Here is a 16836-nt window from a genome sequence, read left to right on the forward strand (position 1 = left end):
TCTTCAAAATCCCAGCCCTGTGGGTTGGAGAGAATTTTCCGCCGAGCGGTCTGTAGTCGCACCGCGTGCAAGCGCTCCATGGAGCCACCGCTACTTTTTTCTCACAGCGAGAACGAGTGGGGTCTCCCAGTGGCACATGCGGGATAATGCAATGGCCGGCTCGACCAATCGCAATTTATGAACCAGCTCGGCGATTTTCCTCGCATTAGCCAGAGCAGCCCAGCCACTGAAACCTAGCCCGCGGAGTCGCTCTTCAAAAACCGAGAATCCCCAGTCGAGCACTTCCACCTTACTTGCAAACGGCTGAAGAAGCTTCTCGATCCGCCCTTTGCTTAATAGATTCAGTGTGTCGATGTAGTGCGGATCACGACCGAGCATCCGTACATAGATTTTTGCCAACCATGCTGGGAGGTGCGGGACCCACAGAATGCCGTAGTGCCCCTCCCACCAGGAGCCATAGTTCGGCACCACGAACAGAAGGATCCCACCCGGCTTCAGAACACGCAGCGCCTCGCTGATCACATCCTGGGGAGATTGGACATGCTCAAGCACATTGGATGAGTAAACCATGTCAAATTGCTCATCCGGGAACGGAATATTTTCGCCGAAGGCGTCGCGCAGGGCATCTGCGGGGAGGTCGAAATGCGAGAGGAGACGCTTTCCGACATCCAATGTCGCAGTAAATTCATTGACGCTCGGCTCGATGCCATAAATATCGAGCCCATAAGCCATGCGGGCCCTCGTCACGAGAGCGCCGCAACCCGAACCAACCTCGAGGATGCGTTTTCCTTCGAGGGGCATGTAACGGCGCATCTCATTGATCTGTTCATCAATCCGGTCGTCGGACAACATGTCCCGGACAACATGGGGCAAAGGAACGCGCGTCACCTTGTCGAAGCCAGTCGTGACGAATCCATCAATCAGGATCTGCTTCAGGTTTTCGAACTCCGGGTGGTCGCTCAGCTTGCGACCTGCGGTCAGCCCCGGTAGTGGGCCGGATCGATTGGGCTCCGACAACTCAGCCATTCCGCACCGCTCTAACGACGAAGATCGTTGCACTCTTGATTCGGCCGACTCGGTCCTGGATGCACTGCGCCTCAAAGCCATTCCGTCGGAAGAGCTCGATGATTTCCTCAATTGAATAGAACGTTTTGTATGGAGGATAATACCAGTCCTCCACCTGGGCCTGAATCGAGATATTGTCTGCCCGAAGATTCGTTTGTGATCCAACGATCTTCCCATGCATATTCGTGAGAGCCGTAAAAAAGTCGCAGACCAGCTTCTTTCGGCGCGGGCCGTTCATGAACGTCCGACAGAAATGTCGCGTCAGTTCATGGATCGGAGAAAGCCACGTTTTGAGATAAAGTCCCAGGTAGACGGTGCCGCCGGGCTTAGTCACACGCATAAGGTTATGCATGACCTTCATCGGGTCGGGCGCCATCATAGCAACGCCCCAGCACCAAACGAGATCGAAGCTTGCATCCGGCAGCGACAGGTTCTGGAGATCCTCGCGCTGGAAGGTGATGTTGTGCCTACTGAACCGGACCGCCTGTTGTCGTGCCGTCTCGACGCACTCCGAAGACACGTCGACACCCACGACCTCGTCTGCACGCTCAGACAAGACGACGCTGCAAAGGCCATGCCCGCAGCCCGCGTCCAGCGCCCGCGACACATGAGCCTCTGAAACCGTCTCCATAATGTATTCGCGCGTCTTGTCCAAAATCGGCACCGACTTGGGCCAAAACTGGTCATAGAACTCGGCAGTCTTTATATCGATTGGGGACATTGTCCCTCGTCCTCATTTTAAAACTGCGCCGTCCAGCATTCGCTAGAGTTCTTTGTTAAATTTTCGCCAACAGCGCACAAGATCCATTGTGTCCGGGAGATTTAACGTCCGTGACCCAAGGCGTCAAACGGTGTTTCGTATGCAATCTTAAAGATTACGATCAGCCCTTAGGTTAACTTCTTCACCTTTCGGCCTTCAAGCTTGGTCTTATGGTTCAGCTTTAAAGCCAGCCTCTCGCAACCGATCGCCACGCCACACCCACCCGAGTGTATATCCTCTCGCAGTCAAAGCATATTCTGGTGAGATCTTTGGTATAATCATGCCTTGCATAAGCGGAAGTCGACCTATTACGTAATAGTCACGATCAGTCATAGTCGAAGGATCGCCAACTGGAAATGTTGGAACAACATTGATTATTTTTGGCCCCGGCAACCAACGCCCATAATATCTTACCGGGCGCAATTTTATATCAGCGCACGACACATTGTTCAATTGATTGCTATTGCGAATACAATCTTCCTCGATCTGCTTTCCGGCCAACATAACCTCTTCTCCCCAACCGACCCAGGAGGGGTTAAGCCCGCCCGGCTCTGTATGTTCACCGCTCGGATATTCCACCCAGAATGGGCGGAATGCGGCGAAGCTCGGACGGAACGGAAGAAGCTCAAGGATAATGGCGACAATGATCATCGGCCCAGCAATCGCAAAGGCCAGACGCGAGCGTTCAAGAGCAGCTACGCTGATCAGAGCCGCGATCAAGCCAACGCCAGCCAAGCCAATGTTGATATAGCGGTTCGAAACGGGGACGTTGAGGGCTGTGGCAGCGACTATCTGGACAATGAGATATACTGCAAAGATCGCCACTAGAGGGTGGAAGCGTCGTAGTATATCTCTGCCGAACAACAAGGACATGACTAAAGTCAATGACAAGACTGTCGGTATCGAGACGAGCGCGATGGTCGCACTATACAGAAAATGGCGTATGTAGTGCTGGGCGACCGTATGCTCGTCAAAATGGATCACGACACCATTGACGGGGAAATAGTGGCGCAATGTCGATGCTTCATTGGGATGGTACGGTGACCACCATGCGCGGACTTGGAGTAAGCCGATCGCTCCGCACATCATAAGAATACACATGGACGCCACAGCCAAAGGCACCCAGTTCTGGCGTGCAAGTGATCGTTCAAAGGCTGGCCATAGGATCCTGGCAATCCCCGCCATTCCGAGAATCAGGGTGAAACAGCCCCCTGCGACCAAAGCCCGATGTTCCAAGAAGGCTGTTCCTCCTCCCAAGAACATAAGAGGCGCCCACGTCCAACTCACCAAGGCGTCAGACCAACTCCACCAAAAGCCTTCAGGGAGCGGACTCGATGGTCCGATCCACGCGAAGAAAACCATCGAGAATATTGTCACGGCCGCAGCAGTTGCCAGACCACGGAGGGCCATCAGCACGCCGCTCATGAAGCGCTGGCGGGCATGATCCTTCGAGCTCAAGTCCGTAAAAACAGACGCTGCGATGATGATGAGGAGCAGTATCGGAGAGGCGCTAAGTTTCTCCTGTGCAGCAAGAGCGGCGAACACGATTCCAAGTATGGGAAAGCGGCCGCGTGTAACTGCTCGCGCTGCAAGCACTGCACCATAGATCGCGAGGGAGAACGACAGGAGATCGTAGTTCAGTGTCTTGAAGGCCAGATTATTGATTGGAAGCAGTATCAATATGGTAGCGACGAACAGAGATTGACTGGGGGTACGACGGTCACGACCGATCAGAAAGCTCGCCTGGAGTGAGATCAGGACCATAGTGTTCAATCCGACAAGAAGCCAAACGGCCTTCAGCAGCATGTGGATTGCAACAGGAGAAAGACCTGCGACCTCTCCGACACGAGCGATCGGAACCAGAACAAGAAGACCAGTATGGAACGCCCCATAGGCCCACTGGGAAATGCCCCTGTCGACAGGGCTTAGAATTTGATCGGCGAAGACCTGATCGTCTACAGTGAGATACTGGGTCGCTTCTTTAGCTGTCAGAATTGTCGCAACGACAAAGACAGCCCCGAGCAGCACAGATCCTAAGCTGATGTCCCAAGCCGCCCCCTTATGGAAGAAAGGTCGCAGCCAGATCAGGCAGGTCAACAGCACGACTGCGACTTCCATCGGATTGATGGCGAAGACTTGGCCAGTTAGAAGCTGCATTTGAATGTATCCTGGCGCGATGCGCCGCAAATGTTACGGTGGTCAAGGACATGGCCAGACGCTACAGATTCTGGTGTCCCTAGGATCCACCTCATTCTGTCAGTCGTTGCACGGCGCATTTCACAGCGGCCCAAGCACCAACTCCAGCATGCGCACATCCGTGTCAGTTCGCCTTGGGTGCGACACCGCAACCATACTATCACCATGTTGGCAAAGATCTGAACAGTTCCCAACTTATCTTGAGAACTTATTCCTGATCCCGGCCATGATCCTGACTGCGCCTGAATACGAACTCGTTGCAGCCGGTTGGGACTTCAGCCGCGTATTCGGCTGTGCACTGAAAGCCGAGTGCGCCGACCATGCGTTTGATCTCGTCGCGGGATCCGTACTCATAGGGATACCCTCCAACCCAATCCACGACATTGTAGTAGAAATCCATGCCGCGGGTTTGGCGACCGGGGGATCGACCAGTAACGGCCAGTTTGGCCGCCCAGATGACAGGATAAAGCGCCCCAACGAGCAGTTTCTGGAGCCATGCTGGCGACTTGCAATAAAGCCACTTGATGAGCAGCCAAGGCAACGACGTCCAATGTCGGTTATAGATCGCGAGCACAAAATACCCGCCTGGGGCAACGAGGGATGCCGCGTTCGCAATCGCACGCTTCATATCGCCAGTGTGATGCAGCACACCCCAAGAATGGACAACGTCGTATCCGCCATTTCCTGCAACCACCGGATGCTCGCGTAACTGCCGGACAGTCTCACTTTCAAGGACAGAACCGATAACGAGTGAAACCTGCGTCTTGAGATCCCCATCGAAGAATTGGGACGTTGCGTTGAGCGCCTCCTCACATCTCGGGTTGATGTCGCATCCGACCGCCCGCGCGCCCGCCTCGGTCGCGAGAAGCAGACTCAAGCCCTGGCCGAAACCGATATCGACGAACGACCGACCTTTGAGCGGGATTTCGCCCAGCAGCTTACGGAAGTCATCCCGAGCCTGTTCAACCTTCCGGGCGTTCAAAGCGCTATTGCTGAAGTTCAGCCAGTTCTTGCCAAAGTCAAACTGCATCGACAGTCCTATTCGAGGAAGGCCGGGCATGGTCCGGCGGATTTTTTGCCATCTGGAGATAGGCCTCTGCGACAGCGCGCCATGTGAACTGATGCTCTACCCGACTTCTCGCCCTGCGACCAAACTCGGTTCTCAGGGCAGCGTTATCGGACAGCTCCGCGAGAGCAGCTGCCAGCGCATCGGCATCCTCGGGTGGGACGAGAAGTCCGGTCTCGCCGTGAACCACGAGTTCTTCCGATCCGCTGATGCGGGTGGCCACCGCCGGCAGACCGCTGGCCATTGCCTCCAGAAGGACGTTGGGCATGCCTTCGTCGCGCGATGGGAGGACGAAGATGTCGCCGGACCGATAGAGGTCGGGTAGCTCGGCTTTCTCAGCCCACCCACGGAAGATAACATTTCTTTCAAGGGACAGCTCTGCCGCAAGGGAAGTTAGCAAATTCCTGTCGGGCCCGTCTCCGACGATGAGAAGTTCGAGATCCGGGCGCGCGAGTCTGCCCATGGCACGGAGAAGGACATCAACCCCCTTCTGGTGTTGCAAGCGTCCTACGAAGACGAGGCGGATCCGCGACCGAGGTTGGGATTTGCCAGATGGATGAAACTTTATTGCATCGACACCATTCGGCACGACCGCAATGGGAAGATCGGGTGTCGATAGGTTAGCCAAGTCGCGCAATCCGCCACTGTTCGCCACGACGACTCTTGCGGCCCGCCATAGCGCCACGATCACCGGTCGCAGGAGGCGATGATAGCGGTCCAGATCATAAGGCTGATAGCCCGGGACATCTCCACCTCGCAGGGAGATGATGTAAGGCACTCCGAATATGAATTTTCCGACCCAGGCAACCGGCCCGGACGGTATGCCGAAGAATGCAATGATGGTGGATGGCCGGTGCAACCTGATAAAACGGGGAAGCGCCGCAATGGCGGACACCATAAACACGAGCATTTCCAAGGGAGTGCAGCGATCGACTCTTCGGCGCACCGTCCATACGCGACGCACTCGATAACCATCGATGACTTCGTTTCTTGGAAGATCCTTGTAAAGCGAAGTCAGCACCGTGACCTCGTGTCCCAGGGCAGCCATCTCACGAGCAACATTGGCCGTCGCATTACCTGCACCTCCACCGAGAGGTGGAAGCTCATAATTCACGATAATGATACGCATTTGCCGCCTCCTCAATTTACCGGCGGCATCTGGGAGCCGAGCTTTTTGCGTATCATATCCAGCGGATCCCCGTAGCCCGTCAGGCCAGTGCTCTGCAACTGAGCCTTGATCATTCCGGGACGAGTGATATCGCCAATTAGGAGAATCGCCCATACGGCGCCGGCGAGAGCGAGGTAGACCCGGCCAGAGGAGACTTTGGACCTCACACCCTCAAGCAACACACTGACCAAAAGCGCCACGCCGAGAATGCTGATGATGGCCTTGTAATGAAGGGCCGGCGTGCTGTTGTACGGACGAAACTTGATCAGCAGGTAGGTACAGCATCCCGTTGCAACGATCAGCATGCAGCAGACCATGGCTGCGTAAAACCCGGACCGCTTTTCGAACGCGTTTCGGACCGCATAATAGAATGCGAAGACGAATCCGGCCACCCAAATACCCGCTAAGAAGCGCCAGAAGAAAAGGTGGTTCATCACCGCGAGATGCTGAAACTCGGGATGGTAGCCGTTCTGCCCGGCAAGAATCTGATCTGGCCCAAGGTAGGTCAGGGAATTGGATGAGGCGAGGAAGGACGGCAGGAAATTCGACAATGCCATATAGAGGAACGTGAAGAAATTCGTGATGAAATCTTCCGCCATCAGAACATAGCTCTTGTAGGTAAAGATCAGCTCTTCCTCAGCCCCGGGTAACATGTATTGCCGCGCCACGGTCATGCGAATGGCGAGATAAAGGCCAAGCAGAATCGATACGGTGGCCGCCACCGTGCGGGATGCGGAGGCAACAGCTATGTCGGCCCCGTGCCGGGCCCAGAACGAGAGAAACGCACAGCTGAGCAGAAGGCCGATTGCGTAGTTGATCCATATCTCGGTGGAAAGGGCGAGCAATATCAGGCTGGCCCCGAACAGCGATAAGGTTGTGGGTGAAGGTCCCCTCCGGACACACGCTCCTATGGCATACAGATTCAGCAGCGTGTAGGTCACCACCAGATAGTGCAGATGTGTCAAGCCCAGCGTAGAGCCATAGCTAAGCTGTGTGCCGAACATGAGCAACAAAGCCAAGGTGACGGCAAAGACGCGCGACCGTCCTGACAGTCGGGATAGCGTAAATGCTGTGAAGCCGGCCAGCGAACTCAGGACAAGATATATCTGGAAAGCCGACAAGAACTGGGACAAAGCGTAAAATGGGAGAAGGCTCGTTGGCACCCAATGGAATCGTCCGGGCTCAAGCTCCCCCGGCCAGAGGGCTCGCAACGGGTTCTCCCGCAAGGTGAGCGAGAGGCTTTCCATAATCTTTGGATTCACAAAATAGGGAAGCGATGCTTCAAAAGCCAGCTTGAAAGCAATACTCAGACCTATCAGCAGTATAATGATCGCAAAGTCCTGCCATTGACTACGGCGGACTTCAGCATTGCCTTCACGCAGGCGCGTGACGCTTCTCGGAAGGGACTGATCCACTGCTTGTCCTGCTGAAAGCTGGAAGTTCTCAAATGTTATAGAGCCAGCCGGCTTCATATAGCACTTGCCCTACTCACTCAAGTATAGAGAAAGAGCTTAGAAAACAAACAGTTGACCTGAGGAATGCTCATCTACCCCATGAGCATATCCCTAACGCGGTGCTGGGGCGCCGCGATCGTCAGGGTTTTACGAACCAGACATGGCGCCTAAGGTTTTAATTGCGATGCTGACAGGATGGCCGACTCGATGCATATGACAGGGCGCAGTGGAAGACCCATGCCAGACCTTGTCCTATGCAAAATTGCACGAAATGAGAGCGTTGGCTAGGGCGCCAGGAACATCAGCAGGCCACCCGTTAAGCCCTTGAAAAGCTTACACAGCAAGGGTTTGATGGGATTATTTGGGCTACCAGGGCGGGCTACCGGATTGAACAGAAGGCAGCCTGATGGCCCTTGATATCCGTTACCTCAAAAAGCACGGCAACCAGTGGATTGTCATCCTCAAGGTCCCCAAGAACCTCCGTGCCGTCTTTGGCAAGGCCCACCTGAAACACCCTCTGCACACGGATAGCCTCGCTGTTGCGAATAAGGAGAAGCTCAGGATCGTTGCCTCCTTAAGCGCAGTTTGAGCAGGCCGAGAAGGATCAGCGCCGCCGCGACAAGCTCGCACCAGACCCGCTCGCCCAGCACGCCCTTGAATGGCGTCAGGACCTCCTCCAGGCCAAAGACGATCCGAGCTTCTTCCAGTACCAGGACGAGAACGGAGACGTATTTGAGGACGGCTACGACCTCATGACCTCCCTCCTCGCGGATGGAGCCGAAGAGATTGAACGTCGGGAGGGCCATGCCAGGGCCAAGGAGTTCCACGCGATTGCCACGGGGAAGGCGACGCCAATCCTGTCCCTCGTGGACAAGTGGCTTGCTGAGAAGCTCATGAAGCCCCGGCAGCAGACGGACTACCGCCGAGCCGTGGTCAAGCTGGAGGGCCGGCTCGGGTCGCAGAAGCTCCCTACCACGGTTGAGGGCTGCACCCGCAGGATTGCAGGGCGATACGTCACTGAGGTCTTTGTTGAGGCTGGCGTGAACCCAAGGACGGCGAACAAGGACATCTCCTGCATGTCCTTCTACTGGGTCTGGTTGGAACGTAATGGCATCGTTGGCGAGAACATCTGGACGAAGCAGTCTCTCGCCAAGCGGGAGCCCAAGAAGAACGAGGCCAAGCGGCCCTACACCGACGGGGAAATGAAGACCCTGTTCTCGGGCAAGACCACGCAGCTTCTCAAGGACATGATAGCCATTGCGGCCCTGTCGGGGATGCGCGTCGAGGAAATCGCAACGCTGACCGCCGGGGACATCTTCAACGACTGCTTCGACATCGCCGAGGCGAAGACCAAAGCCGGGGTCAGGATGGTGCCGATCCACCCTGCCCTGTCTGGCATCGTCTCCCGTAGGACCCTCGGCAAGGACCAGAAGGCACTCCTCTTCCCGGAACTCCCGATCCCGAAGGAAGGCTCTCCCATCGAGAGGTCACAGAAGGTCGTCAAGTCCTTCACGACGTACCACCGCAAGGTGGGCGTTGATGATGTTCCAGAAGGCGCGAGGCAGTCCCGTGTCGACTTCCACAGCTTCCGTCGCTGGTTCATCACGAAGGCCGAGCAGGCCCACCAGCCGGTTCACTTCATCGAGGCGCTCGTCGGGCACAAGCGATCGGGGATGACCCTCGGGCGCTACTCGGCGGGCCCCCTGGTGCAGCAGGTCAGAGATGTCGTGGAGGCCGTTCAACTGCCGGAAGGCTGCGTCATCGATTGACCGGCGTGGCCTGTTCACCGGCGTTGTTCACGCGGATGCTCCGGTGAAAAAATTTGTCAGGAGGTATCATCCAGGGCGCGGTCGAACTTCCCCCGGTACCCCCTGGGTTGCCCAACGCGGCCCGCTCGGATGTCTCCAGGCGGTCAGCAATGTCTTCCCCACCGTTGGCAGCTCCTGTCCTCTCGCACGGCTGGCCGGGATCAAGGAGCGAAATACGAGCAGCACTGCCATGCCGCCTGACGCCCGTTGACAACCACCACGACGGTTCAATACGTTTGTCTCAACTACCCTTCGCCGTGACTGATGTTTCAGTAGTACTCCGCCTCGATCTCAGGGTTTCACCTGATCGCCAAGCCGAGTAAAGTCGCTAAAATGGGGACGGCACTAGAACGTTAAGCCGCTCATGGACACCTTCCCGAACTGGATGCCACGGTAAGGAAGAGGCACTGGAGGGATCTCATGCACGGATTGCCCAAGTGGGGTGTCGCTGTTGTTGCCTTCCTCATGGGCGTCTCATCACCGATCGCTGCGAGTGCCCAGACGCTGTCAGTCGCGTAGGCTCGCGCCATCGCCAAGGAAGCCACCGTCTACGGCTTCCCGCTCGTCGACAGCTACCGCATCCAGTACTCGTACTTCATCGACCGCAACGACCCGGAATTCAAGGGTACCTGGAACGAGTTGCACAACACTGCCCGCGTCTACACCCCTGAGGACAAGGCGATCCAGACGCCCAACTCGGACACGCCGTATTCCCAACTCGGCGCAGACTTGCGCGGGGAGCCGATGGTGCTCACGGTGCCAGCGGTCGAGAAGGAGCGCTACTACTCGCTTCAGTTCATCGACATGTACACGTTCAACTTCGCCTATGTCGGAAGCCGCGCCACCGGCAACGAGGCCGGCCACTTCCTGCTCGCGGGTCCGCGGTGGCAGGGGCCGACGCCCCCCGGCATCAAGGCGGTGATCCGGTCCGAGACGGACTTCGCTTTCATCCTGTACCGGACACAGCTCTTCAACCCCGGCGACATCGAGAACGTGAAGAGGATCCAGGCGGACTACAAGGTCCAACCCCTGTCACAGTTCCTCGGCCAGCCGGCCCCCGCGGCACCCCCGGCTGTCGACTTCATGCGGCCCTTGTCTCCTGAACAGGAACGGACATCGCCGGAGTTCTTCCATCTCCTGAGCTTCATCCTGCAATTCTGCCCGACACATCCATCCGAAACAGCCCTGAGGGAGCGCTTCGCCAAGATCGGCATTGGGGCTGGCAAGTCCTTCGACGCGGCCGCGCTTACTCCAGAGATGCAGAAGGCCATGACAGAGGGCATGGCCGATGCCTGGCGCACCTTCCAGGAGTTCAAGGAGGCGGAACTCGATAGCGGAAAGCGGACCAGCGCGGATGGTTTCGGGACACGCGAATTCATGAACGGCCGATACCTCGACCGAATGTCCGGGGCCGTGCTGGGCATCTATGGCAACTCGAAGGAGGAGGCGATCTATCCCGCCTATTTCACCGACGCCTCCGGTCAGGGGCTCGACGGAACCGGGCGTCGCTATACTCTGCGCTTCGGCCCAGGCGAGTTGCCGCCGGTCAACGCATTCTGGTCGCTCACCCTTTACGAACTGCCATCGAGCCTGCTCTACGCCAATCCGCTGAATCGCTATCTGATCAATTCGTCGATGCTCCCCGATCTGAAGCGCGACGCCGATGGCGGGATTACCCTCTACGTTCAGCACGGGTCTCCCGGGCAGGATAGGGCGGCCAATTGGCTGCCTGCGCCGGAAGGGCCCTTCTTTGCGATCATGCGCCTGTACTGGCCCAAGCCCGAAGCGATCAACGGGACCTGGAAGGCTCCGCCGCTCAAGCAGGCGAACTGAGACCGGGGAGGAGATACACCATGATGTCCAAGCATACTCTGTTATCCCTGATGGCCCTGCTGGCGGTCACGAGCGGCGCCAATGGCCAATCCTCGGAAACGGTTCCCGTTACGCCTGACAACTTCGTCCGCGCAGAAAGCGATCTCTACTTCAGCGGCATGGTGGCGGAGGGTGGCTTCGGCAAGTACGGCCACCGCCGTGAACCGGCCGCCATCGACAACCAGACGGTCATCCGCCTCAATCGCGATACCCTCTACTCGGCGGCAGTCTTCGATCTCGACGCAGGTCCGGTGACGATCACGTTGCCCGAGGCCGGAAAGCGGTTCATGTCGATGCAGGTGATCGACCAGGACCAGTATACGCCGCAGGTTGTCTACGGTGCCGGCAGCCATACCCTCTCGAAGGAGAAGATCGGCACCCGCTATGTCGCAACTGCGATCCGAACCCTTGTCGACCCAGCCGATCCCAAGGATGTGGCAGCCGTTCATGCCTTGCAGGACGCGATCAAAGTCGACCAGCCGGGGGGACCAGGGAGGTTCGAGGTGCCGAACTGGGATCAGGGCAGCCAGAAAACCGTACGCGAGGCGCTGCTCGTCCTAGCATCGACCTTGCCCGACACGAAAGGCATGTTCGGACCGAAGGACGCCGTCGATCCGGTGCGGCGGCTGATCGGGGCAGCCTCGGCCTGGGGCGGGAACCCGGAGAAGGACGCGCTTTATCTGAACGTCACGCCACCGCGGAACGACGGCAGGACCGTGTACAGCTTGGACGTCAAGGACGTTCCGGTCGATGGCTTCTGGTCGATCAGCGTCTACAACGCCAAGGGGTACTTCGAGCCGAACCCGCAGAATGCGTACACGCTCAACAACATCACCGCGAAGAACGACGGCAGCGGGATGGTGTCCGTCCAGTTTGGCGGCTGCGATGGCAAGACGGCCAATTGCCTGCCGATCACGGCTGGGTGGAACTACTTGGTGCGCCTGTATCATCCCCGGCCGGAAATCCTGAACGGCACGTGGACATTCCCGCAAGCCCAGCCAGCATCGTAGTCGACATCGACTTCGGTGAGGACCGCTTCTGGTATTAAGCTGCCGTTTGCCACATTCCGCTTTGGGACTGAGACCGGCGTCGCATTATGGTTCCCCGTTGAGCCGTCGAGGCTCGACCTTAGTGGCCGCCGTGTGGGATCGGAACTCTAAAAGCGGACGGTACAACACCGTCACCCGATCCAACCTGCATGGCCCTTAGAGCTAGTTGGGGTCTTGACGTAATCATCATGCTGATGAGCGGACCTCCCAGCGCGGGCAAGTCCATGATCGGCAAGTCCATGATCGCCCAGCGCCCGCCCCCAACCACCGATCCTGAGACGCGCTATTGTTTAGTTAGCATCCGCTGATGGGGGCCAGAACAGTGCAAATCACGATGATGCACACCTGGGATACCAGTTTGGGCTACCGCTGGTCTACCAGACCGAGAACCGTCTCCCGCAACTTATTGACTTTACTGATTTTTTAAGGAGCCAAAAAGGATGGCTGGGGCGCCAGGATTCGAACCTGGGAATGGCGGTACCAAAAACCGCTGCCTTACCGCTTGGCGACGCCCCAATGCGCTGCAAAGTGCGGGTGTACATAATCGCCGGGAGCAGACCTGGCAACCGGCTTTTTCGACCTCGGCAATATTAAGGCCAAGCCCGTTTTCCCTCTTGCGGGCGCCGGATCCCGCCGCTATAAGACCGGCCTTCCCGATGATTTCGGTGTCGGAGTGTAGCGCAGTCTGGTAGCGCACCACGTTCGGGACGTGGGGGTCGCAGGTTCAAATCCTGCCACTCCGACCAATCTTTCCAAGGGTTTTAGAAAACCCCCTTTTTCCCGGTAGATAGTTCGGTAGACAGGTTCAGCTTCATGGCTGCACCTTGAGGCCCCGTCCTCCGCCCCCTCTGTGTTGCTCTGGGAGGGCGGTAATGCCTTCCAGGACGGTCGAGCATGTCCCGTCTTAAGCGATCCGCTCGACCGTGCCGCCCCGAATTTGATACATAGACCGCGCCATCAAGATGGACGGCTATCCCAGTCGGAGCGCTGAATCCTTCCCAGAGCTTTTCAGGTGCGGTCGGATTTGCGTATGCGGCTGTCGGAGCCATAATCGGGGAACCGGGAACCGCCGTGAGCGCGAGAGCGCCGGCGGCAGGTCAAGGAGGGCGGAAGGTTCGTCATGCCGTTTCCCCCTTCTGGACGGGAAACCGGGCGGCGAAGACTTCCTTGGCCGCAAACAGCCCGTTGAGCGCCGCGGGAAAGCCGGCATAAACCGCCATCTGTATCATGGTTTCGGTGATTTCCTCCTTGGTCAGCCCGACATTCAGCCCCGCCGCGATATGGACTTTCAGTTGCGGGGTCGCGGTTCCCATCGCCGTCAGCGCCGCGATGGTCGCGATCTCGCGGGCGCGCAGATCGAGGCCGGGGCGGCTGTAAATGTCGCCAAACGAGAACTCGAACACGTAGTTTGCGAAGTCGGGGGCAATGTCAGCCAGAGCGGCAATGACATTGTGGCCGGCTTCGCCATCGATTTCAGCGAGCGCGCGCTTGCCGCGTTCCAGCCGGCTTTCGCCGGCGTTCGGGGATTGGTGCGTCATAGTCCTTCATCCTCTGTTCCTTGCCGGCATATCCGGCAATCTTGGTGTCGAGGACGAGAAGGCAGGCTTGCAGTTTGGCCACATGCGCACGGACACGCTCACGGTGCTGTTCGAGCAACGCGCCGCGCTCCGCTTCCGTGTCGACGCCGCGCTCCCGCAAGGCCGCGTAACGCAGCATTTCCCGAATAGGCATCCCGGTCGTTTTGAGACGATCGAGGAATTCTATCCAGATCAGGATCGATGCGTCGTAGTCACGCTGGCCCGATTGGTCTCTGTCGGCATGGGGCAACAGCCCGATCCGCTCGTAGTAACGGATCGTGTGGGCAGACAGTCCCGAGCGCTTCGCCAACTCGCCAATCTTCATCAACGCCTTCTTTCGTCACGACGCACAGGAAGCTACGGGTTAGAGTACGCTCTAAGTCAAGAGGCCTCCGTCACTTTGTCGTAACGCGGTAATGCTAAGCTTCGCGACGGCATCGGCATCGTTGATTTCTAAGCGAAAACTTGTCGCGAATGTCAGGTAGAGACATTGCCCCTGACGTGTCACCCGCCATTCGCAGATATGATAAATCCGCTCTGTTTCCCCTGAACGTCAGATTTTAATCTGTGCGGTCATTTCGACCGATCTACCTTGCGTCCGCGCATGTAGGCCTGGGGGCTGCATCCGATCTCTGTTCGGAATGCGTATACAAAGGCCGATGTCGAGCCGTAGCCGAGCTCCATGGCCGTGCGAGTCACGTCGAGGCCGCCTCCCATGAGTTCGATCGCCTTGAATAGCCGCAGGCGGCGGCGCCAGGAGCGCAGGCTCATGCCCACTTCCGCCTCGAAGCGGCGTCCCAGAGTCCGTTCCGACAATCCGAGTTCTCGGCTCCACGCCTCCGGTCCGCGAGGGTCGGCCGGGTCGGCATAGAGCGTCTCGCACAACGTCGTCAGGACGGATCCGCCTCGCGGCCACGGGAGTGCGCCCGGGAGGGGCCGTGCCCGCCGGAGCTGGTCTAGGATCAATTCCGTGACACGGCTGGCATAGCCGTCGCGATCCTGCTCTGCCTCGATTGCGGTCACCTCGACGATAAGCGCCTTGAGCAGCGGCGTTACGCTGAACACGGTTGGGCTCGCGGACAGGCTTCGACCGGCCTCGTCAGCAATCCAGAGACTGCGAAATTCCGCTCCGAGCAGGGATCCAACCCGGTGCAGCAGGCCGGACGGCAGCCAGACGGCTTGCTCGGGCGAGATCACGAAGGAGTGCCCCTCCACCGTGACCGTGAGAACGCCGGAGATCGCGTAGACCATCTGGTTCCAGTGGTGGGCATGTTCCGGAAAGAAGTGGCGCGCCGGGATCGACTGCGCCCGCACCGTGATCGGCTGGGGCGGCAGCGTCCCTGGTGGCGCTTCAATCGTCCCCCATGTCATGGCCGATCTCCAGTTTGGCGGATATTCTACATGACTTGGCGGGCTGTCAAAATACGGACAGACGAAGATCGCATATAGATTAGCCGAAACCTGCGCCGATGCGCCCCTGATCCAGAACGAGGAGCCTGCCATGATCCGCCTCGACAGCCGTGGCCTGCCACTCTCGACCACGTCCGACCGCGCGGCCAGTCGCTACCGGGAGGGCATCGATCTGCTCCTTTCCGCTTGGCCCGGCGCCTCAGAGGTGCTGGACGAGGCCATCGCGGCCGACCCGGACTTCGCCCTCGCCCATGCCGCCCGAGCTCGCCTGTATGCCATCCGAACCGAGATGGCCAAGGCCAAGGCGTGGATCGCGACGGCTGAAGAGGTCGTTGCCCGGCGCGGGAGTGAGCGCGAGCGCAGTCATGTGGAGATCCTGTCGCTTGTCATCAACGGCCAGTCGGCCAAAGCGCTGGAACGAGCGCTCGCGCATGCCGATACCTGGCCGCGCGATGTCCTGATCCTCTCGCTGCCGCTCGGCGCCTTTGGGCTCTTCGCCTTTTCCGGGATGGCGGGCCACGACCAGGCGCGGGTGGATCTGTGCGAGCGCCACGCCCGGCACTTCGATGCCGACGATTGGTGGTTTCTCACCTACCGAGGCTGGTCTCATGCGGAGAATGGCAACGTCGCGCACGGGCGCGCGCTCACACAACGCGGCTACGACCTGCGCAGACTTAACGCCAACGCGGCGCACGCACTCTCCCATGCCATGTACGAGGGTGGTGCGCACGAAGAGGCGGAACAGCTGATCGCGGATTGGCTGCCGGGTTACGACCGCAGCGGGACCCTCCATGGCCACATCGCCTGGCACTCGGCGCTCGGCGCACTGGAGCGGGGCGATCCGGAGCAGGCGCTTGCCATCTACGCGGATTACATCCAGCCGTCGGTGACGGCCGGAATGCCCGTCAACGTGGTCAGCGACACCGCTTCCTTCCTGTGGCGGCTGACGGCTTATGGCCATACGGTACCAGCGGGCCTGTGGGAGGCGGCAGCCGCCTATTCGAGAGATCACTTCCAGAATGCCGGTTTTGCGTTCGCCGACGTCCACATGGCCCTCATCGCCGCGGCGACCGGTGACAAGGCTGCGGTCGAACAGCGCGTGAAGGCCCAGATGGACATGATCGCGGCGGGTGGCTTGGCAGCGGGGCCGGTGGTGCCTGCGATCTGTCGCGCCGCCCTGGCGTTCGCGGAGGAAGACTACGCAGCCTGCGTCCGCATCCTGGAGCCGGTCGCGGCCGAGGTCGTGCGCATCGGCGGCAGCGGCGCCCAGCGTGAGATGATGGAGGACATGCTCCTCCTCGCCCTGATGCGAAGTGGCCAGGCCGTGAAGGCCCGCGCGCTCCTCGACCGTCGTCTGCACCGCCGCCCGTCCCCGCGTGACACACGCTGGCACGGCCTGCTCGCAGCCTGA

At 58.7% G+C, this 16836-nt stretch carries 14 protein-coding genes and 2 tRNA genes; 6 read left to right on the forward strand and 10 right to left on the reverse strand.

All coding sequences use genetic code 11. From position 1 onward, the window contains the following. Positions 1 to 90: 90 nt before the first annotated feature. From LJD17_RS06530 to LJD17_RS06555, 6 genes are all read right to left on the reverse strand, one after another. Positions 91 to 1026, reverse strand: a complete 936-nt coding sequence (locus tag LJD17_RS06530) for a class I SAM-dependent methyltransferase (protein ID WP_227383344.1) — start codon at positions 1024 to 1026, stop codon at positions 91 to 93. Then, positions 1019 to 1786 carry a class I SAM-dependent methyltransferase gene (locus LJD17_RS06535; RefSeq protein WP_227383345.1) on the reverse strand — a complete coding sequence of 256 codons (768 nt, stop codon included), beginning with the start codon at positions 1784 to 1786 and terminating at the stop codon, positions 1019 to 1021. The genes LJD17_RS06530 and LJD17_RS06535 overlap by 8 nt, the downstream gene beginning before the upstream one ends. A gap of 207 nt (positions 1787 to 1993) precedes the next feature. Then, on the reverse strand, positions 1994 to 3982 hold the full coding sequence (locus LJD17_RS06540; RefSeq protein WP_227383346.1) for a hypothetical protein: 1989 nt from the start codon (positions 3980 to 3982) through the stop codon (positions 1994 to 1996). A gap of 247 nt (positions 3983 to 4229) precedes the next feature. After that, the gene (locus tag LJD17_RS06545) at positions 4230 to 5051 is read right to left on the reverse strand and encodes a class I SAM-dependent methyltransferase (protein ID WP_227383347.1); all 822 of its coding nucleotides are present in this window, start codon (positions 5049 to 5051) and stop codon (positions 4230 to 4232) included. Further along, a complete protein-coding gene (locus LJD17_RS06550) occupies positions 5041 to 6216 on the reverse strand; it encodes a glycosyltransferase family 4 protein (protein WP_227383348.1) in 1176 nt (391 codons plus the stop codon). Before LJD17_RS06550 ends, LJD17_RS06545 begins: the two co-directional genes overlap by 11 nt. 11 nt (positions 6217 to 6227) lie before the next feature. Then, a complete protein-coding gene (locus tag LJD17_RS06555) occupies positions 6228 to 7670 on the reverse strand; it encodes a hypothetical protein (RefSeq protein ID WP_227383349.1) in 1443 nt (480 codons plus the stop codon). Between the two features lie 445 nt (positions 7671 to 8115). Between LJD17_RS06555 and LJD17_RS06560 the strand changes: the two genes are divergently transcribed. The 4 genes from LJD17_RS06560 to LJD17_RS06575 all read left to right on the forward strand — a co-directional run bounded on the left by LJD17_RS06560 (position 8116) and on the right by LJD17_RS06575 (position 12399). Continuing rightward, positions 8116 to 8298: a DUF6538 domain-containing protein gene (locus tag LJD17_RS06560; RefSeq protein WP_227383350.1), complete on the forward strand. Its 183-nt coding sequence runs from the start codon at positions 8116 to 8118 to the stop codon at positions 8296 to 8298. 163 nt (positions 8299 to 8461) lie between these two features. Then, a complete protein-coding gene (locus tag LJD17_RS06565; protein WP_227383351.1) occupies positions 8462 to 9478 on the forward strand; it encodes a tyrosine-type recombinase/integrase in 1017 nt (338 codons plus the stop codon). 678 nt (positions 9479 to 10156) lie between these two features. Beyond that, positions 10157 to 11350: a DUF1254 domain-containing protein gene (locus tag LJD17_RS06570; protein WP_227383352.1), complete on the forward strand. Its 1194-nt coding sequence runs from the start codon at positions 10157 to 10159 to the stop codon at positions 11348 to 11350. A 23-nt stretch (positions 11351 to 11373) separates the two neighbouring features. Beyond that, positions 11374 to 12399, forward strand: coding sequence for a DUF1254 domain-containing protein (locus LJD17_RS06575; RefSeq protein WP_406600775.1), 1026 nt, complete (start codon positions 11374 to 11376; stop codon positions 12397 to 12399). A 480-nt stretch (positions 12400 to 12879) separates the two neighbouring features. Here LJD17_RS06575 and LJD17_RS06580 read toward each other — a convergent pair. Continuing rightward, positions 12880 to 12954, reverse strand: a tRNA-Gln gene (locus LJD17_RS06580). A 153-nt stretch (positions 12955 to 13107) separates the two neighbouring features. Here LJD17_RS06580 and LJD17_RS06585 point away from each other — a divergent pair. Beyond that, positions 13108 to 13184: transfer RNA gene (locus LJD17_RS06585), tRNA-Pro, on the forward strand. 372 nt (positions 13185 to 13556) lie between these two features. Here the strand turns inward: LJD17_RS06585 and LJD17_RS06590 are convergent. From LJD17_RS06590 to LJD17_RS06600, 3 genes are all read right to left on the reverse strand, one after another. Then, entirely contained in the window at positions 13557 to 13976 is a 420-nt protein-coding gene (locus LJD17_RS06590; protein WP_227383353.1) for a carboxymuconolactone decarboxylase family protein, read from the reverse strand. Further along, complete coding sequence (locus LJD17_RS06595; RefSeq protein WP_227383354.1) at positions 13912 to 14340, reverse strand: MerR family transcriptional regulator; 429 nt, start codon at positions 14338 to 14340, stop codon at positions 13912 to 13914. Before LJD17_RS06595 ends, LJD17_RS06590 begins: the two co-directional genes overlap by 65 nt. A 248-nt stretch (positions 14341 to 14588) precedes the next feature. Continuing rightward, on the reverse strand, positions 14589 to 15386 hold the full coding sequence (locus LJD17_RS06600; RefSeq protein ID WP_227383355.1) for an AraC family transcriptional regulator: 798 nt from the start codon (positions 15384 to 15386) through the stop codon (positions 14589 to 14591). Positions 15387 to 15516: 130 nt separating this feature from the next. Between LJD17_RS06600 and LJD17_RS06605 the strand changes: the two genes are divergently transcribed. Next, positions 15517 to 16836 (forward strand): tetratricopeptide repeat protein, encoded by a 1320-nt coding sequence (locus LJD17_RS06605; RefSeq protein ID WP_227383356.1) that lies wholly within the window; start codon positions 15517 to 15519, stop codon positions 16834 to 16836.

Source organism: Microvirga rosea, from assembly GCF_020595095.1.
Classification (GTDB): Bacteria; Pseudomonadota; Alphaproteobacteria; order Rhizobiales; family Beijerinckiaceae; genus Microvirga; species Microvirga rosea.